18 protein-coding genes are annotated in these 18674 nt (G+C 62.5%); 12 read left to right on the top strand and 6 right to left on the bottom strand.

Annotated features, from left to right (window positions below):
- Positions 1–50 precede the first annotated feature (50 nt).
- Complete coding sequence (locus tag AC07SU_RS28840; protein WP_494999010.1) at positions 51–803, bottom strand: thioesterase II family protein; 753 nt, start codon at positions 801–803, stop codon at positions 51–53.
- A 302-nt stretch (positions 804–1105) separates the two neighbouring features.
- On the opposite strand from AC07SU_RS28840, the gene AC07SU_RS28835 reads away from it, so the two are divergent.
- Positions 1106–1657, top strand: a complete 552-nt coding sequence (locus AC07SU_RS28835; RefSeq protein WP_176998039.1) for an RNA polymerase factor sigma-70 — start codon at positions 1106–1108, stop codon at positions 1655–1657.
- Positions 1658–1781: 124 nt separating this feature from the next.
- Here AC07SU_RS28835 and AC07SU_RS28830 read toward each other — a convergent pair whose 3' ends face one another.
- Positions 1782–2570 (bottom strand): substrate-binding periplasmic protein, encoded by a 789-nt coding sequence (locus AC07SU_RS28830; RefSeq protein ID WP_494999009.1) that lies wholly within the window; start codon positions 2568–2570, stop codon positions 1782–1784.
- Positions 2571–2663: 93 nt separating this feature from the next.
- On the bottom strand, positions 2664–3287 hold the full coding sequence (locus AC07SU_RS28825; protein ID WP_494999008.1) for a TetR/AcrR family transcriptional regulator: 624 nt from the start codon (positions 3285–3287) through the stop codon (positions 2664–2666).
- Between the two features lie 154 nt (positions 3288–3441).
- Between AC07SU_RS28825 and AC07SU_RS28820 the strand changes: the two genes are divergently transcribed.
- The 8 genes from AC07SU_RS28820 (at position 3442) to ppnP (ending at position 12736) form a co-directional block, all read left to right on the top strand.
- Entirely contained in the window at positions 3442–5220 is a 1779-nt protein-coding gene (locus tag AC07SU_RS28820) for an acyclic terpene utilization AtuA family protein (protein ID WP_494999007.1), read from the top strand.
- Between the two features lie 12 nt (positions 5221–5232).
- On the top strand, positions 5233–6105 hold the full coding sequence (locus AC07SU_RS28815; RefSeq protein ID WP_494999006.1) for an SDR family oxidoreductase: 873 nt from the start codon (positions 5233–5235) through the stop codon (positions 6103–6105).
- Between the two features lie 3 nt (positions 6106–6108).
- The gene (gene atuC / locus AC07SU_RS28810; RefSeq protein ID WP_494999005.1) at positions 6109–7725 is read left to right on the top strand and encodes a geranyl-CoA carboxylase subunit beta; all 1617 of its coding nucleotides are present in this window, start codon (positions 6109–6111) and stop codon (positions 7723–7725) included.
- A gap of 13 nt (positions 7726–7738) precedes the next feature.
- The gene (gene atuD, locus AC07SU_RS28805) at positions 7739–8896 is read left to right on the top strand and encodes a citronellyl-CoA dehydrogenase (RefSeq protein WP_494999004.1); all 1158 of its coding nucleotides are present in this window, start codon (positions 7739–7741) and stop codon (positions 8894–8896) included.
- Complete coding sequence (locus tag AC07SU_RS28800; protein WP_494999003.1) at positions 8893–9654, top strand: enoyl-CoA hydratase/isomerase family protein; 762 nt, start codon at positions 8893–8895, stop codon at positions 9652–9654. The genes atuD and AC07SU_RS28800 overlap by 4 nt, the downstream gene beginning before the upstream one ends.
- A gap of 117 nt (positions 9655–9771) precedes the next feature.
- On the top strand, positions 9772–11655 hold the full coding sequence (locus tag AC07SU_RS28795; RefSeq protein WP_494999002.1) for an acetyl/propionyl/methylcrotonyl-CoA carboxylase subunit alpha: 1884 nt from the start codon (positions 9772–9774) through the stop codon (positions 11653–11655).
- A gap of 73 nt (positions 11656–11728) precedes the next feature.
- Positions 11729–12271 carry a 3'-5' exonuclease gene (locus tag AC07SU_RS28790; protein ID WP_176998030.1) on the top strand — a complete coding sequence of 181 codons (543 nt, stop codon included), beginning with the start codon at positions 11729–11731 and terminating at the stop codon, positions 12269–12271.
- 180 nt (positions 12272–12451) lie between these two features.
- Positions 12452–12736 (top strand): pyrimidine/purine nucleoside phosphorylase, encoded by a 285-nt coding sequence (ppnP, locus tag AC07SU_RS28785; RefSeq protein ID WP_176998029.1) that lies wholly within the window; start codon positions 12452–12454, stop codon positions 12734–12736.
- Positions 12737–12786: 50 nt separating this feature from the next.
- Here the strand turns inward: ppnP and AC07SU_RS28780 are convergent, their stop codons facing one another.
- Both AC07SU_RS28780 and AC07SU_RS28775 read right to left on the bottom strand, forming a co-directional pair.
- Positions 12787–13593, bottom strand: coding sequence for an MOSC domain-containing protein (locus AC07SU_RS28780; protein WP_494999001.1), 807 nt, complete (start codon positions 13591–13593; stop codon positions 12787–12789).
- Positions 13594–13756: 163 nt separating this feature from the next.
- Positions 13757–14692 carry a chemotaxis protein CheV gene (locus AC07SU_RS28775; RefSeq protein ID WP_176998027.1) on the bottom strand — a complete coding sequence of 312 codons (936 nt, stop codon included), beginning with the start codon at positions 14690–14692 and terminating at the stop codon, positions 13757–13759.
- A 553-nt stretch (positions 14693–15245) separates the two neighbouring features.
- Here AC07SU_RS28775 and AC07SU_RS28770 point away from each other — a divergent pair.
- The 3 genes from AC07SU_RS28770 to AC07SU_RS28760 all read left to right on the top strand — a co-directional run bounded on the left by AC07SU_RS28770 (position 15246) and on the right by AC07SU_RS28760 (position 17611).
- Positions 15246–15695: a hypothetical protein gene (locus AC07SU_RS28770; RefSeq protein WP_176998026.1), complete on the top strand. Its 450-nt coding sequence runs from the start codon at positions 15246–15248 to the stop codon at positions 15693–15695.
- 366 nt (positions 15696–16061) lie between these two features.
- Complete coding sequence (locus AC07SU_RS28765; protein WP_494999012.1) at positions 16062–16955, top strand: sensor histidine kinase; 894 nt, start codon at positions 16062–16064, stop codon at positions 16953–16955.
- A complete protein-coding gene (locus tag AC07SU_RS28760; RefSeq protein ID WP_494999000.1) occupies positions 16952–17611 on the top strand; it encodes a response regulator in 660 nt (219 codons plus the stop codon). The genes AC07SU_RS28765 and AC07SU_RS28760 overlap by 4 nt, the downstream gene beginning before the upstream one ends.
- Here the strand turns inward: AC07SU_RS28760 and yegS are convergent.
- Complete coding sequence (gene yegS, locus AC07SU_RS28755; RefSeq protein WP_176998024.1) at positions 17570–18490, bottom strand: lipid kinase YegS; 921 nt, start codon at positions 18488–18490, stop codon at positions 17570–17572. The genes AC07SU_RS28760 and yegS overlap by 42 nt on opposite strands.
- Positions 18491–18674 lie beyond the last annotated feature (184 nt).

Genomic DNA, 18674 nt, shown 5'->3' with positions numbered 1-18674 from the left:
GGGTTCCTGCCTGAAATCGGCTTACGGGAAAATCGGGAATTCGGGGGTGTTCAGCCGGCCACACGTTGCCGCGCCGCGCCATTGCGCCAGCGGGCCAGGTGTTCGTCGGCATAACGGCGGATGCAGCGCAGCACGGCGCTTTCGTGCTGCACGAGGAAGAAGTGGTGGCCGTCGAACAGGTCGAGGGAGAAACCACTGGCGGCGTCGATTTGCCAGTCGAGCAACTGGTCGGCGCGCACGCTGTCTTGCTTGCCGCCGAACACATGGATCGGCATGCCCAGCGGCGAACGCTCGCCATAGGTGAAGCTGCCGCACAGCAGGAAATCGGCGCGCAGGATCGGCAGCATCAACTGCATCAGTTCGGGGTTGGCCAGGGCTTCTTCGGCGGTGCCTTGCAGTTCGCGCAGGCGGGCAATCAGTTGTTCGTCGGTTTTTTCAATGGCGTATTCGCTGACGTCGCGACGCGCGGGGCCCGCAGTGCCGGACGCAAACAAGGCCAGTGGCGCGGGAACGTTGCGTGCGTTCAGCGCGTGCGCCAATTCGAACGCCAGCAGGCCACCGAGGCTGTGGCCGAATAACGCGTAAGGGCCGTCCAGGTCGCGGCTGATTTCATCGGCGAGCTGTGCGGCCAAGTCCTTGATATCGCGCTGCAAGGGCTCATCCAAGCGCATGCCACGGCCGGGTAATTCCAGCGGGCACACTTGCAACCAGTCAGGCAGGACTCGGCGCCAGCGCGCATAGACCATGGCGCTGGCGCCCGAATAGGGCAGGCAGAACAGGCGCAGTCGAGTCGGCGTGGTCATCGCGTGACGACTCCAAACTGAAACACGCTGTATGCACGATAAAAACCCATTTCGTTCTCCTGCGGGTACGGATCCTTGGCCGTTTTGCTAACGGACCTGTCACCCAGAAGAACGGACGGCACCGGCAAATAATTAGTCGCCGGGGGTGCGTGAGACGTGGTTCACACCGAACAAGAAAGCATAAGATTAGTTCGCCTTCTCATTTGACAATCATTATCATTAAGCATAATTTGTTGCCCGATGTGTAGGAGGCCTCAGCAAGGACGCCCTCCCCTAACCTCTTTTGCGACAAGGTGATTTCCATGACGGAACAAGTAACCACAGGCAGGTGCGACTCACCGCTTCTTCAGGCATTCGTCGACAATCGACTGATTCTGGTGAAGATCGCGGCACGCATTACCGGGTGCCGCTCCCGTGCCGAAGACGTAGTGCAGGACGCCTACTTCCGGCTGCAATCGGCGCCGACGATCACCTCATCGTTCAAGGCCCAATTGAGTTATCTGTTCCAGATCGTGCGCAACCTGGCGATCGATCACTACCGCAAGCAAGCCCTGGAGCTCAAATACTCCGGGACGGAAGAGGAAGGCTTGAATGTGGTCATTCACGGCGCTTCACCGGAAACCTCCCACATCAATTTCAACACCCTGGAAAACATCGCCGACGCCCTGACGGAGCTGCCCCAGCGCACCCGCTACGCGTTCGAGATGTACCGCCTGCACGGCGTGCCGCAAAAGGACATCGCCAAGGAACTGGGCGTCTCGCCGACGTTGGTCAACTTCATGATCCGCGATGCGCTGGTGCACTGCCGCAAGGTATCGGGCAGCCATAGCGATACGTTTGCGCGCCGGGTCTGAGACACCACAGGAACCTGTAGGAGCCGGCTTGCCGGCGATAGCGGTGGGTCAGTTGCACAGATGTCGCTGATACACCGCGATCGCCGGCAAGCCGGCTCCTACAGTTCGGAAGGGGTTGTTTCTGTCAGGGCGTCGCCATCACATCGATGCGATACGGCTCGAAAATCTTCAGCATCTGTCCGTTGTCCCGCAAACGCTTGAGCAACGCGGAAAACGCTTCCCCCGAGATCGGCGCCTTCGGCCGCAATAACGCGTAGTGGTGATACACCTGGTCGATACGCTCGGACACCAGGAACTGCCCCGCCATATCCGCGTTGCGCACCATGAAATCACTCAGGTACGAACGCGTGACCAACGCGATATCGGCTCGCCCGCGCGCCACCATCAGCAAATTGCTGTCATGGGAATAGGTCAACGTGGCGTTGAAGTGCTCGGCCATGTACTTGGGGTCGGGGTTGAAGTTGGCGAAGGCGTAGTGATAACCGCTGAACACCGCCAGGCGCTTGCCGGTCAGGTCGGCGAAGTAGCTTTGATCACGATTGGGCTCGCGCTGGGCGACGAAGATTTCGGCATCTTCCAGGCCCATGTCGACGTTGGTGTGGGGAATCGCTTTCCAGCCCCAGTCGGGGTTTTCGAAGATGGCCATGTCGACCCGGCCCTGCTCGAAATCACGAAAGCGGCGCGGGATGGAAGTGGGCACCAGCACAAACTGGTAGTCGGTCTGCAAGGCGTTCAGGGCTTCCACCAGTTGCGGCAACAAACCGGTGTCGGCGCCTTGCTCAGGGCGTACGGTGTACGGTGGAAAATGCGCCGCCCCAATCCTTACCAATTGTGCAGCCGAAGCCGGCATCCACCACGCGGTACCCAGTGCCCATAGAGTTAGTCCTGCAGCCAGCCGCCATGGCGAAAACATCGAGGCACACACCGTTCAACACATTGATGGCGATAAGCTAGGCGTTTTTGTCGGGCGAGACAACTTTCCACCGCCAAATTAATAGCTTGCGCGTCAGTCGGCTTTCAGAACCATCAACAGGGCTTCTTCGGCCAACTCCTCAAGCGTCAGGCTGCCTTGGGCGCGGAACCAGGTGGTGGTCCAGGACAAGGCGCCGGTCAGGAAACGCCGCGTGATAAACACATCTCCCTTGATATAACCCGCCGCCTTGGCTTCGCCCAGCACCTGCAGCCAGAGCTCTTCATACACATCACGCAGCGCCAGCACCTGCGCCTGGCCCTCGGCCGACAACGAACGCCACTCGTACACCAGCACCGCCATGGCCTCGCCGCTGCCGCCCATGATCGACTGCAATTCGCAGCGAATCAGCGCCAGCACGCGCTCGCGCACATCTGCAGCCTCTTCCAGCGAGGCACGCATCATCGCGGTGTTGTAGTGGATGGTTTCTTCCATCACCGCCCGCAAGATCTCGTCCTTGCTCTTGAAGTGATGAAAGATGCTGCCGGACTGAATGCCCACCGCACTGGCCAGGTCGCGCACCGTGGTGCGCTCAAAGCCCTTGTTGCGAAACAAGTGGGCTGCGGTTTGCAGCAACTTGCCCCGCGCACTGTCAGGGTCGGTCAAACGGCCTTCGTCGACCATGGTGCGCATCACCCGCAGGGCTTTGTGCTCATCCATGTCTCTCTCCTTCACTGCTTCTGACGTCTTGGGCGGCAATTTAGGCCGTGGTCGCCAACCAAGCAAGCGCTTGGGTCAAAACTTGTGTCGAGAGTTTACAAACCAAGCGCTTGCTTGGTAGTCTCGACGCCAGCCCTCTGGAGAAGGACTTCTCATGAGCAAGACGGTTCGTATCGGCTGCGCCAGCGCGTTCTGGGGTGACACCTGCACCGCCGCCGCCCAATTGGTACACGGCGGCGCGCTGGATTACCTGGTGTTCGACTATCTGGCGGAAGTCACGATGTCGATCCTCGCCGGCGCCCGCATGAAAGATCCCCAGGCCGGCTACGCTACGGATTTTGTCGAGGTACTCACACCGCTGCTGGCCGATATCCAGCGCCAGGGCATCCGCGTCATCAGCAACGCGGGCGGCATCAACCCCCAGGCATGCGCCGCCGCCCTCCAGGCCGCCTGCGACAAGGCGCAAGTGCCGCTGAAAATCGCCGTGCTGCTGGGCGACGACCTGCACCCCCAACTCAAGCACCTGCACGGCATCCACGACATGTTCAACGGCGCGCCGTTGCCGCCGATGTGCGTCTCGGCCAACGCCTACCTCGGCGCCCCCGGCATTGCTAAGGCGCTTGAACTGGGCGCCGACATCGTGATCACCGGCCGCGTGGTGGACAGCGCCGTGGTCAGCGCAGCGCTGATGCATGAGTTCAACTGGTCCTGGCAGGACTACGACCGCCTCGCCCACGCCGCGCTGGCCGGGCACATCATCGAATGCGGCGCCCAGTGCACGGGCGGCAATTTCACCGATTGGCGCGACGTACCGGACTACGAGCACATCGGGTTTCCCATCGTCGAGGTCAGCGCCGACGGGACGTTCACGGTGAACAAAGCCGACGGCACGGGCGGCCTGATCAGCGAGCTGAGCGTGGCCGAACAGCTGCTGTATGAAATCGGCGACCCGCGCGCCTATTTGCTGCCCGACGTGATCTGCGATTTCAGCCAGGTCCAATTGCAGCAACACGGCCTCGATTGCGTGCGCGTGCATGGCGCCAAGGGCTCGCCGCCCACCGCTCACTACAAGGTCAGCGCCACTTACCCCGACGGGTTTCGCTGCACCGCCAGTTGCCTGCTGGCGGGGATCGACGCCGTGGCCAAGGCCGAGCGCGTCAGCCAGGCGATCATCAGCAAGACCTCGGAGCTGTTCAGCCAGCGCGGCTGGGCGCCCTACACCGAAGTGAACATCGAACTGCTCGGCAGTGAAGCCACCTACGGCGCCCACGCCCTGCGCCACGACTGCCGCGAGGTGGTGGTGAAACTGGCGGTGCGTCACCCCAACAAACAGGCGCTGGTGCTGTTCGCCCGCGAGATCGCCCAGGCAGCCACCGGCATGGCGCCGGGGCTGACGGGCATCGTCGGCGGACGGCCCACGGTGTACCCGCTGATTCGGCTGTTTTCCTTCCTGATCGAAAAAAACCGCTGCGAGCCCGTGGTCGAGTTCCAGGGGGCGCGCCACGTTTGCGTATTGCCTGCCGGCGCCGCCCTCGCCCCGCTCGCCGCGCCGATCGATTCACCCAAACCCCAAGGCGCGGCCGACGCCAGCGTGCCGCTGGTGAAACTGGCCGTGGCGCGCTCCGGCGACAAGGGCAACCACAGCAACATCGGCGTGATCGCTAGGCATCCCGACTACCTGCCGTGGATCGCCGAGGCGCTGACCCCGGAGGTGATCGTCGACTGGATGGGCCACGTGCTCGACCCTGTGCAGGGCCGCGTCGAACGCTGGTATTTGCCCGGCAGCCACAGCCTCAACTTCCTGCTGGAAAACGCCTTGGGTGGCGGCGGTATCGCCAGCCTGCGCATCGACCCCCAGGGCAAGGCCTTCGCCCAGCAGTTGCTGGAAATCCCCATCGCCGTGCCGCAACACATCGCCGATCAACTCTGCTAAAGGACCGTCACCGTGGCCTTCGACTCGATCTTCAAAGCCGACCTGTTCCAGGGGCAAACCGTGATAGTCACCGGGGGCGGCAGTGGCATTGGCCGCTGCACCGCCCATGAACTGGCGGCACTCGGCGCCACGGTGATCCTGGTGGGGCGCAAGCTGGAGAAACTGCAAAAGGTGGCCGCCGAAATCAGCGAAGACGGCGGCACGGCCCATTGGCTGGCATGCGACATTCGCGATGAAGAGGCCGTGAAGGCGCTGGTCAGCCAGGTGCTGCGCGAGCATGGCCCGATCCACGGCCTGGTGAATAACGCAGGTGGCCAATACCCGTCGCCACTCGCCTCGATCAACCAGAAGGGGTTTGAAACCGTGCTGCGCACCAACCTGGTGGGCGGCTTCCTGATGGCGCGGGAAGTGTTCAACCAGTCGATGAGCAAACACGGCGGCGCCATCGTCAACATGCTCGCCGACATGTGGGGCGGCATGCCGGGCATGGGCCACTCAGGCGCGGCACGTTCAGGCATGGACAATCTCACCAAAACGGCGGCCTTCGAATGGGGTTATGCCGGCGTGCGCGTCAACGCCGTGGCGCCGGGCTGGATTGCCTCCAGCGGTATGGACACCTACGAAGGGGCGTTCAAGGCCGTGATCCCGACATTACGTGAGCACGTGCCGCTTAAGCGTATCGGCACCGAGTCGGAAGTCAGCGCGGCCATCGTGTTCCTGCTCAGCCCCGCCGCTGCCTTCATCAGTGGCAGCACCCTGCGCATCGACGGCGCCGCCAGCCTGGGCAACCGCGCCTGGCCGCTGCACAAGGCGCAGCCGCCGAGCGAGCCGTTCAATGGCTTCCACCGCGCGAACCTGCCGGATGTACTCAAGGCGGAGCACTAAACCATGCCGGTGATTGAATCCCTGATCGACAGCCACAGCGCCCAGTTCGCCCAAAACCGCGAAGCCATGCTCGCCGCCCTCGCCCACCTGCGCCAGCTGGAACAAAACCTGCTGGCCAAGGCCGATGAGGCCAAGCCCAAGTTCGACAAGCGCGGCCAACTGTTGCCCCGCGAGCGCCTGAATTTGCTGCTCGACCCCGGCGCGCCCTTCCTGGAACTGGCGGGCCTGGCCGGCTACAAGCTCCACGACGACAAGGATGGCAGCGCCGCCGGTGGCGGGTTGATCGCCGGCATCGGCTACGTCAGCGGCGTGCGCATGCTGGTGGTGGCCAACAACAGCGCGATCAAGGGCGGCACCATTTCTCCCACCGGCTTGAAAAAGTCCCTGCGCCTGCAACAGATCGCCATGGAAAACCAACTGCCGGTAGTGACCCTCGCCGAAAGCGGCGGCGCCAACCTCAACTACGCCGCCGAGATTTTTGTCGAAGGCGCACGCAGCTTTGCCAACCAGGCGCGCATGTCGGCCATGGGCCTGCCGCAGATCACCGTGGTGCACGGCTCGGCCACGGCGGGCGGTGCCTACCAGCCGGGGCTGTCGGATTACGTGGTGGTGGTGCGCGGCAAGGCCAAGCTGTTTCTCGCCGGGCCGCCGCTGCTTAAAGCCGCGACCGGCGAAGTGGCAACGGATGAGGCACTGGGCGGCGCCGAGATGCACGCGCAAATCGCCGGCACCGCCGAATACCTGGCGGAAAACGACGCGGACGGCGTGCGTATCGCCCGGGAGATCGTGGGCCTGTTGCCCTGGAATGATCGCCTGCCTGTGACGCAAAAAAAGACCTACGCAGCGCCTTTGTACCCCATCGATGAGCTGCTGGGCCTGATCCCGGACGACCCGAAAAAACCCTACGACGTGCGCGAAATCCTCGCACGCCTGGCCGACGGCTCGCAGTTTCTCGAATTCAAGGGCGAGTTCGACGCCCACACCGTCTGCGGCCACCTGCATATCCAGGGCCGCGCCGTGGGTGTGATCGGCAACAACGGCCCCATCACGCCGAAAGGCGCGAGCAAGGCCGCGCAGTTTATCCAGCTGTGCGACCAGAGCCGCACGCCGCTGCTGTTCCTGCACAACACCACCGGTTTCATGGTGGGCACCGAATCGGAACAACAAGGCGTGATCAAGCATGGCGCCAAGATGATCCAGGCGGTGGCCAACGCCCGGGTGCCTAAACTCACGGTGGTGGTCGGCGGCTCCTACGGCGCCGGCAACTACGCGATGTGCGGCCGTGGCCTGGACCCGCGCTTCATCTTCGCCTGGCCCAACAGCCGCACGGCGGTGATGGGTGGCGCGCAGGCGGGCAAGGTGCTGCGCATCGTCACCGAGGCCAAGCAGTTGAAAGACGGCCTGGTGCCCGACCCCAAGGTGCTGGACATGCTGGAGCAGGTCACCGCGCAGAAGCTCGACAGCCAGTCCACCGCGCTGTACGGCAGCGCGAACCTGTGGGATGACGGGCTGATTGACCCTCGGGACACCCGCACCTTGCTCGGCTTTTTGCTGGATACCTGCCATGAGGCCGAGGTGCGTGAGTTGCACGCCAATACCTTCGGTGTAGCGCGTTTTTAGGAGAACAATAAAAATGATCTTTACCCAGGAACACCAGGAACTGCGCCGCACCGTGCGCGCCTTCGTCGACCGCGAGATCAACCCCTACGTGGACGAGTGGGAAAAAGCCGGGCGCTTTCCCATCCACGACATCTTCCGCAAGGCCGGCGAACTCGGCCTGCTGGGCATTTCCAAGCCGGAGCAATTCGGCGGCATGGGCCTGGACTACAGCTATTCGATCGTCGCCGCCGAAGAATTCGGCACGGTGCGCTGCGGCGGCATCCCCATGTCCATCGGCGTGCAGACAGACATGTGCACCCCCGCCCTCGCCCGCTTCGGCTCCGATGAACTGCGCGACGAGTTCCTGCGCCCGGCCATCAGCGGCGAGCAGGTGGGTTGCATCGGCGTGTCGGAAACCGGTGCCGGTTCCGACGTGGCCGGGTTGAAGACCCATGCGCGCAAAGACGGCGACGACTACGTGATCAACGGCAGCAAGATGTGGATCACCAACTCCCCCAGTGCCGACTTTATCTGCCTGTTGGCCAACACCTCCGACGACAAGCCGCACATCAATAAATCCTTGATCATGGTGCCGATGAACACCCCCGGCATCAGCGTCAGCCCGCCCCTGGAAAAGCTCGGCATGCACAGCTCCGAGACGGCCCAGGTGTTCTTCGACGGCGTGCGCGTGCCACAACGCAACCGCATCGGCCACGAAGGCGCGGGCTTCATGATGCAGATGCTGCAGTTCCAGGAAGAGCGCCTGTTCGGTGCGGCCAACATGATCAAGGGCCTGGAAGCCTGCATCGACAACACCATCGACTACTGCAAGGAACGCCAGACCTTCGGCAAGGCGCTGATCGACAACCAGGTCATCCACTTTCGCCTGGCTGAACTGGCCACCGAAATCGAATGCCTGCGCGCCTTGGTCTACCAGGCCACCGAGCAATACATCAAGGGCCAGGACGTGACCCGCCTGGCCTCCATGGCCAAGCTCAAGGCCGGGCGCCTGGGCCGTGAAGTCAGCGACAGCTGCCTGCAATACTGGGGCGGCATGGGCTTCATGTGGGACAACCCGGTGGCACGGGCGTATCGCGATGTGCGCCTGGTGTCGATTGGCGGCGGGGCCGACGAGATCATGCTGGGCATCATCTGCAAACTGATGGGCACCCTGCCCGGGAAAAAATCATGAACACCCTGCTGCTCGAACCTCACAACGGCGTGCTGCACATCACCCTCAACCGCCCCGAATGCCGCAATGCGATGAGCCTGGAGATGGTCAACGAGCTGCGCAGCGTGTTGGCGCATTTGGACGGTGAGACCCGGGCGGTGGTGATCAGCGGCGCCGGCGGGCATTTCTGCGCCGGGGCGGACGTGAAGGACCTGGTCACTGCGGGCAACCAACTGGAAGCGCTGAACCGCGCGTTCGGCACCTTGCTGCAAGAGGCCGAAGCCGTGCCGCAGGTGCTGATCGTGGTGCTGCAAGGCGCGGTGCTGGGGGGTGGTTTTGGCTTGGCCTGTGTGAGTGATATTGCGCTTGCCGACCACCAGGCGCAGTTCGGCTTGCCGGAGACCAGCCTCGGCCTGCTGCCAGCGCAGATTGCACCGTTTGTGGTGAAGAGAATTGGTTTGACCCAGGCGCGCCGGCTGGCACTGACGGCGGCGCGGTTTGATGGGGTGGAGGCCGAGCGACTGGGTGTCGTGCACTTTACCGAGCGCGATCCACAGGCGTTGGCGGAGCGGCTGGATGAGGTATTGGGTCAGGTGCTCAAGTGTGCACCGGGGGCAAATGCGCGGACCAAAGCCTTGTTGCTGGCCAGTGTGGAGGAACCGCTGGAGGCTGTGCTGGATCGCGGGGCGCAGTGGTTTGCCGAGTCCGTAAGGAGTGAGGAAGGGATAGAGGGGACACAGGCGTTTGTGCAGAAAAGGAAGCCGAGGTGGTGCAGATGACGCCATCGCCGGCAAGCCGGCTCCTACAGAGGAAGGTGTTCACACATTCAAACTGTAGGAGCCGGCTTGCCGGCGATGAGGCCCAACCCGACACCCCACCAGCCAAGGGATAACCCCATGCCCGCATTCAGCAAAATCCTCATCGCCAACCGCGGCGAAATCGCCTGCCGAATCCAGCGCACGGCCCAAGCCCTGGGCTACCGCACCGTGGCCGTCTACAGCGACGCCGACGCCCAGGCCCCTCACGTGCAGATGGCCGATGAAGCCGTGCACATCGGCCCCGCTCCGGTGCAACAGTCTTACCTTAACCTCGAGGCCATCCTCAACGCCGCCACACTCACCGGCGCCGACGCCCTCCACCCGGGCTACGGCTTCCTCTCGGAAAACCCCGAATTCGCCCGCGCCTGCCAGCACGCCGGCCTGACCTTTATCGGCCCCAGCGCCGAAGCCATCGAACTGATGGGCAGCAAGCGCCTGTCCAAACTCGCCATGCTCGACGCTGGCGTGCCCTGCATCGCCGGCTACCAAGGCAGCGCCCAGGACGACGCCACGTTGCAACACGAGGCCGAACGCATCGGCTACCCGCTGATGATCAAGGCCAGCGCCGGCGGCGGCGGGCGTGGCATGCGCCTGGTGCACAGCGCCGAGGCCCTGCTGGACAACCTGCACACGGCGCGCTCCGAAGCCAGGAATGCGTTTGGCAGCGACGAGTTGATCCTCGAACAGGCGTTGATCGAGCCGCGCCATGTGGAAATCCAAGTGTTCGGCGACAGCCATGGCAACCTGATCCACCTTGGCGAGCGCGATTGCTCGATCCAGCGTCGCCATCAAAAGGTCATCGAGGAAGCGCCCTGCCCTGTGATGACTGCGCAGCTGCGCCACGCCATGGGTGAAGCCGCCCTCAAGGCCGGGCGCGCGGTGAACTATGTCGGCGCCGGCACCGTGGAGTTCATGCTCGACCGCAACGGCCAGTTCTACTTCCTGGAAATGAACACCCGCCTGCAGGTGGAGCACCCGGTCACCGAGCTGATCACCGGCCTCGACCTGGTGGACTGGCAGCTGCAGATTGCTGCCGGCCAAGCGTTGCCACTGACCCAGCAGGAGGTGACCCTGAGCGGTCACGCCATGGAAGTGCGCCTGTACGCCGAAGACCCGACCCAGGGTTTCCTGCCGCAAACCGGTGAAGTGCTGCGCTGGGAGCCGGCCCCCGGTGCTCGTATTGATCACGGTGTCAGCCAGGGCCAGTGCATCAGCCCGTTCTACGACGCCATGCTCGGCAAGATCATCGCCCACGGCCGCACCCGCGAAGAGGCGCGACGCAAACTGCTGCGGGCGGTGGAAGACACGTTGCTGCTGGGAGTGACCACCAACCAGCAGCTGCTGGTGGACCTGCTCAAGCATCCAGACTTTATCGACGGTCAATTCAGCACCGGATTTATCGCCGAGCACTTCAGTGACATCACCCAGCCGAAAGCGACGGCCGAACAACTGGCCCTGGCCGCCGCGCTGTTTTATCAGCACGGCGCCAATCAGCATGCCCAGGGCCTTGCGGGATGGCGCAACAACGCTGGCGCCCCCAGCACTTATCGCCTGGAAGCCCATGGCGACATCCACACCGTCACCGCCGAGCCGCTGCAATTGAGCACCGACGGTCGTCACGCCACCCTGATACTCAACGGCATACGTCGACGTATCGCCTACCACCTCGACGGCAACCACCTGTGGCTGCCCGGCCTTACGGTGATCAATCGCACCCAGCACGTCGCCAGCCGCCAGGCCGATGCCAGCGGCGGTACGGTCAAGGCGCCGATGGACGGTGCGATCGTCGATGTTCGCGTGAGCAGCGGCGAGCGGGTGAGCAAAGGCCAACTGCTGTTGGTGCTTGAGGCCATGAAAATGGAGCACCCGCTGATTGCCGGGGTCGATGGCGTGATCAAGACGCTGCAGGTGGTGACGGGCGACCAGGTGCGCAATCGCCAGGTGTTGCTGGAGATCGAATAAGGCCTGGGCGGAACTACGCGGCCGGGCTACGCTCTATCCCCATCAGGAAGGGATGAGTACGGGAACCTGCGCGATGCCTCATTGGCTGATTATTGACCTTGAAGCCACAACGGATGAAGGCGGCTGGCCCGTGACGGAGATGGAAGTCATCGAGATCGGCGCGAGCCTGGTGAACCGCCAGGGCCGCGAGCTGGATCACTTCCAGCGCTTTGTGCGGCCGCTGCGCCGTCCATTGCTGACGCCCTTCTGCCGCCAACTGACCCACATCACCCAGGCCAACATCGACGCTGCAGCGCCGATCACCGAGGTGTGGCCGTTGTTCGAACGCTGGCTGGGCCAGCACCAGACACGCCTGGAAGGCTGGGCCAGTTGGGGCGACTACGACCGTGCGCAGCTGGAGCTGGAATGGCAACGCCACGGCCTGGCCAGTGCGCTGGCCGACACGCCCCACGTGAACCTCAAGCAGCGCTTTGCCAAGGCCCGGCGCCTGGACAAGCCGCTGGGGCTCAACGGCGCGTTGCAACTGGCGGGCATGCAGTTCCATGGCCAGCAACACCGGGCACTGGAAGATGCACGCAACACCGCACGCCTGCTGCCGTTGATTTTGCCGGTCTAGGCAGCCTCCGCTGGCTTGGGCATACTGGCCGCCCTTTTCCGAAATACTGCTCACCCGTAGGAGCCGGCTTGCCGGCGATGGCGCCCGCTTGAACGATGCACGGCTTCAAGGGCCTCATCGCCGGCAAGCCGGCTCCTACGGGGAGCGGGAAGCCTTAACCCATTTTCCGAGGATTCGCCCATGTTCAAAGTCAACGAGTACTTCGACGGCACCGTCAAGTCGATCGCTTTCGGCACCGCAGAAGGTCCGGCGACCATCGGCGTGATGGCCCCGGGTGAATACGAGTTCGGCACCGCCCAGCGTGAAATCATGCACGTGGTGTCCGGCGCCCTGACCGTCAAGCTGCCAGACGCCGCCGACTGGGAAACCTTCGCCGCCGGCAGCCAGTTCAACGTACCGGCCAACAGCAAGTTCCAACTGAAGGTCGCCGTCGACACCGCTTACCTATGCGAATACCGCGGCTAAGCTTTTCGGGCCGTCAAAAAAATGCCCGTCTCTCGCGAGATGGGCATTTTTTATTCCAGGATCGTCACCGACATGCCTACGGCCAATTGGCCGATGCCGTCGTTGACCAGGTTCTGGCCGAACATCACGTCACCGCCCTGCTCGCGATAGGTCTTGAGCGTGGCCAAGGGCTCGCGGTCGGCACTGCGTTCGCCGCTGGCCGGATCGATAGTGGTGAGGATGCAGCGCGAACAGGACTTGACCACGCGAAACTCCACGTCGCCGATGCGCACGCGTTTCCAAGTGTCTTCGGCAAAGGCCTCGCTGCCCTCGATCACCAGGTTGGGACGAAAGCGCAGCATTTCCATGGGGCGACCGATGCGTTGGGAGAGGTCGTCCAGCGACGCCTGGCCGATCAGCAACAGCGGGAAGCCATCGGCAAATCCGACCTGGTCGTCATCCTTGCCGTAACCGGCCTCGGTGGTGCGTGCACGTTCCAAAGGCACCTGCACCAGGCGTGTGGGTTTGCCGATGAAATCGCTGACCCAGGCTGCGGCTTCATCACCGGCGTCCGGTACACGCAGGGTGTCGCGCCAGATGGTCACGCCGCGCAACTCGGCCTCGCTGCCGGGCAATGCCACGTCCAGCGAGGCCAGGCCCGGGGTGCTCAGGGTGAGGCCGCCGCTGCTGTTCCACAGGGCAGACAACTGGCTCATCTTGGCCACGGCGCGCTGCGTCAGGAAACGCCCGCTGGCTTCATCCACCAGCATCCAGCGTCGATCACCGTCCAACCCCAGTTTATCCAGGCCGATCTGCTGCAAGGTTTCGGCCTTGCCGGACTTCAAGGGGTAACGGTACAACGCGCTGAGACGAAGCATGGGCCTGCTTTCCTGCAAGAATAAAACGCCACCCTATCCCAAACACGCCCGTCTTTGTAGTGAGCGGGCTTGCCCCGCGCTGCGGCGTGCCAGTTAACGCTGGGCCGCCTGACACGACACCGCGCGGGGCAAGCCCGCTCACTACAAGTTACCGTGCGGGCCGTCAGGCAGGGGCGTGGTCGAGCATCAGGCGTTGGCGCACCACGTCCACCAGTTTGTCCGGCTGGAACTTGGACAGGAAGTTGTCGCAGCCGACCTTCTTCACCATCGAGTCGTTGAAGCTGCCCGACAGCGAGGTGTGCAACACCACGTAGAGCCCACGCAAGCGCGGGTCGTTGCGTATCTCGGTGGTGAGGCGGTAGCCGTCCATCTCGGGCATTTCGGCGTCGGTGAAGATCATCAGCAACTTGTCGGTCATGACCTGGCCACTGTCGGCCCAGGCCTTGAGCATGTTCAGCGCCTTGAGGCCATCGCTGGCGATGTGCATCTTCACGCCCAACTGACCAAGGGTGTCGCGCAGTTGCGACAGCGCCACGTTGGAGTCGTCCACCAGCAGCACTTCGCGGCCCCGGGCGCGTTCGAGCACCGGGTCTTCGAGCTTTTCGCGGGAGACCTTGGCGTTGTACGGCACAATCTCGGCGAGAACTTTTTCCACGTCGATGATTTCCACCAACTGGTCATCGACCTTGCTGATGGCTGTGAGGTAATGCTGGCGGCCGGCGCTGGTCGGCGGCGGCAGGATGGCTTCCCAGTTCATGTTGACGATGCGGTCGACGCCACCCACCAGGAACGCCTGCACGGAGCGGTTGTATTCAGTAACGATGATGGTGCTGTTCGGGCCAGGTACCAGCGGGCGCATGCCGATGGCCTGGGACAGATCGATCACCGGCAAGGTCTGCCCACGCAGGTTGACCACGCCGCACACAAACGGGTGGCGCTGGGGCATCAGGGTCAGCTTGGGCAGTTGCAGCACTTCCTGCACTTTGAACACGTTGATCGCGAACAACTGCCGCCCGGCCAGGCGGAACATGAGAATCTCCAGGCGATTCTCACCCACCAGTTGCGTGCGTTGGTCTACCGTGTCGAGAATGCCGGCCATTAAAAACTCCTGATGGGCGCGTGGGTTTGCGCTGAGAGATTGTGCTGCTCATTAAGGTTTGTTATCGGCGGCAACCGCCAGACCTTGACCCCGGTAAAATGCCACGTAAATTCATTGATGTCACACTGACATCATGCTTTACTGCAACGGCCTCTCCAGACGGCATTACAGAGACGTCGCGCGACATTGAAATCGACGCGAGGTTCCGCCTTGTAAGGGATTCCCCTATACACAATCAGGCCCAACCTGATATTCGCGATATCTAATAGCCATTAATGTGACGCCATTCTCATTGCATGAATGGAGTCAGGCTTTTGTTTGCCATCCCAAGCCCTCGGCCCACGGGTCTTCCAGACATTCACGTGTCGGCAACTGAAGTTGTGCAATCGCCCCTGATAATGAGGGCCGCGCACGGCTTTCGTGATCATTCAAATAAGCGTCCTACTGGAAATCCAGAAGCGGGCTACAGATTTCAGTCATATTTCAGCGGTAGTTTTAAGCCATTCACCCGATGCGGCATCTCATCACCGGACCTAATGTTGCGGAGACTTGCATGATGAATAACGCGAACGAATGGCAAACTGCACTTCCCGATTTTCTGCTGGAGGCAGAAATGCTGCTGGCCAAGTCGGAAGAGTGCCTGAACCACTTGCATCTGATTCGCAACGACAGCGACGCCATCGACTGCATGAAAGCCAGCCTCGCCAAGCTGGCCGAAAAGGCCGAAGGCCTTGCATTGCAGGCGATCAGCGAGTTCTCGCGCCATATTCAGTACCTGATTGCCAATGCCGCGAGCCCCATGCAGTTGCATGACCAGGCGCTTAATGCGTTGCATGACTGCTTGAGGTTGTTGGCCTGGCAACTGGAGTTGATCGACATCCGCACCGGAGAATTAGGGCTGGATGAAACCGAGCAAACAACCCTGATTGCGACCGTGACCTTGCAAATCCCACAAAAAGACTTTGGTTATAAACCGCAGCAGCGCATGCATCACGCGTCTTAGGTGACGAGCAAGTCGTAATTAATAGGCGAGTTATCTAAAAACGACCGTCAACCTAAACGCAGGCTACATAATTGCGGGCAGGACATATCAATTAGCCATCACCCCAACAACGATACAAACCAACTTTATTAATACAACTGCCCTCTCTTTGAACTCTGGAATTACCGCCCAGGGTGTTTGCGTGGTTAATAAGGCTGCCAAGTGAGGCGCCAGGCGACCAACGGTAATAGTGGTGGTACTATGCCCCGCTCGAAGTGACTCAACTTCATCATGTATAAAAACGATTCGGCACCGCATTCCACACTGAGCCCTGTCAGCCGCCGTGACCGGTCTTCCCGCAGCGAACCTTCATTGGCTTCATCCGCTATGTACACCAGCCTCAAGTCACTCATCGCAAGGTCCGTGTCCCGCAGCAATGCACGCCGTATGGTCCTGGCCCTGTGTTTGTGTTCGCTGCTGGTCAGTGTGTGGGCCTACGCGCGCTCGGCGCCGCTGCCGTTGCTGATCCTGCTGCTCAACGCGGCGACCCTGATCGTGGTGGGCCTGCAACAGTGGAGCTCGCGCAAGTCGATCAAATTCCAGCCGCAGGAACTCGCCGATCGCCTGCTGCAAGTCCAGGAAAACGAGCGCCATCGTCTCAGCCGAGAACTGCATGACGACATCGGCCAGTTGCTGACCGCCGCCAAGCTGCAAAGCGAATGGCTCAAGCGTCGCCTGCCGGAAGACCTGCAAAGCCAATGCAGCGTGTTGTGCAACACCCTCAATGAAACCCTGGCCAAGGTGCGCGACGTGTCCGCCATCCTCAACCCACGGCAGCTGGCCAGCCTGGGGTTGGAGGCGAGCCTGCGCGCGCACCTGCTCAAGACCCTGGAAAACACCTCGATTCACTGGAGCCTGGAATGCCAGCAACGGCTGACCGGCATCCCGGAAGAAATGGCCGTCGCGGCCTTTCGCATCACACAGGAAGCGGTGACCAACATGCTACGCCACGCCCAGGCGCGCAATCTGTTGGTGCGCCTGCAACGCCTGCCCGAAGGCCTGTCGCTGAGTATCTGCGATGACGGCCAGGGCTTTTCGCCCGCCATCAACCCCGGCCTGGAAGGCCAACGGGGCATGGCCGGCATGTCAGAGCGGATCGATCAGCTTGGCGGCTCATTGACCGTCAGCAGCCAGCCAGGCCAAGGGACACGGATCGACGCGCTTTTCCCCTGGGCGCCCCGCGCCCTCGAACGGGCCAGTTCCCCTAAGGTTCTCGAGTGACCTGCAAATTACTCCTGGTGGATGACCACGCATTGATCAGGGCCGGCGTACGTGCGCTGGTCCAGGATATTCATGGCTATACGGTGATCGGCGAAGCCAGCGATGGCGCGCAATTGCTGGAAAAATTCAGCGCCCTGCAGCCCGACATTGTGCTGCTGGACCTGTCGATGAAGCACACCGGTGGGCTGGACGCCTTGCAACAACTCAAGGCCGCCTACCCCAAGAGCAAGGTGTTGATCCTGTCGATGCACACCGACCCCGAGCTGATCATGCGCGCGCTGGAATGCGGTGCCCATGGCTACCTGCTCAAGGACACCACCGCCAACGAGCTGGAACACGCCCTGGCGGCGCTGCGCAATAACGAGCGCTACCTGAGCCCTGCCATCGCCCATACGGTGATCAACCAGGCGCTGGTACGCAGCCAGGGGCCGGCCTCGCCCGCCGTCCACAGCCATAACCTCACCGCTCGCCAGTTGGAGATCCTGCGCCTGATCGTGCGCGGCAAATCCACCCGGGAGATCGCCCACGGCCTGGGCCTGAGCATCAAGACCGTGGAAGCGCACCGCTCGCAGATCATGAAGCGCTTGCAGATATTCGATGTGGCGGGCTTGGTGTTATTCGCCGTTCGCGAGCAGATCATCAGCCTGGACGATTAGGGGCGACCCCACCGGCAGGTGCACGCGCAAGGCCTTGGGCAAGGCGCTGAAACGCAGGTCGTCTCCTTTGAGCGGCTCGCCATCGAGGTTGATGTACAACCCTTCGGCCACCTTGATCTCGACCCAGGGCAGGCGCGCCCGCACAAACAGGTTGTCCAGGCCCCAGCCGTCGGTCATCAGGGTGAGCAGCGTGCCGACCACCTCCTGGGGCGCCGGCAGGATGCTGATGTCCAGCAGGCCGTCATCGGCCAGTGCCCCCGGGCACAGCACATGCCCACCGCCTGCCTGGCGACCGTTGCCAATGCCCAGCGCGAGCAGGTCGCCCTTCCAATGAAAGCCCGGGCCTTCCAGTTCACCGTAGGCCGCCTTTAACTCGCTGAAGCGGGTCAGGCCGGTGAACAGGTAGGCGGCGCCGCCCAGGACTTTCTTGAGGTCTTCGGAGGTGTTGGCGGTGACCTGGCTGCCGAAGCCGCCCGTGGCCATGTTGAGGAAGATCTGCCCACCGGCCTGGCCGAGGTCGATTGCCGTGGGCGGCACGTCGAGCAGCGCCAGTGCCTGGGCGGGTTCCAGGGGTACGCCGGCGGCTTTGGCGAAGTCGTTGGCGGTGCCCAGGGGCATCAGCACCAGGCTGGCGTCGGTCTTGGCCAGGGCCATGGCTTCGGCCACGTCGCGCAGGGTGCCGTCGCCGCCGCCGGCGATGATATGGGTGTAGTTGCCTTCCAGGGCTTCGTTGACCAGGCGTTGGGCGTCGCCGCCTTCCCAGGTGACCCGTACTGCCAGCTCCCAGCCTTGTTCACGCCGGGCTTGCACGGCGGCGCGGACGTCCTCGTTGAGGGCTTGCTTGCCGTGGAGGATGAGTAGGGCTTTGGGGGTGGTCATGGGGTGAATCTCCTGGTTCGAAGGTGCTTGGAGGATGTGGACCTTTGGGGAGGGGGATTGGTTTGGTTTACCGGGTGTATATCCGTTATTTAGGTTACGGCCACCTATGGTTCCGCTCTTACAGCGGGTCACTTTTGGAAAAGAGCCCGGAATGCCGGCCCAGCCAAAAGTAACCATGGGCCTG

Source organism: Pseudomonas sp. GW821-FHT05H12, assembly GCF_059419385.1.
The sequence above is the reverse complement of the archived record's forward strand: the minus strand, read 5'-3'. Positions and strand labels throughout refer to the sequence as shown.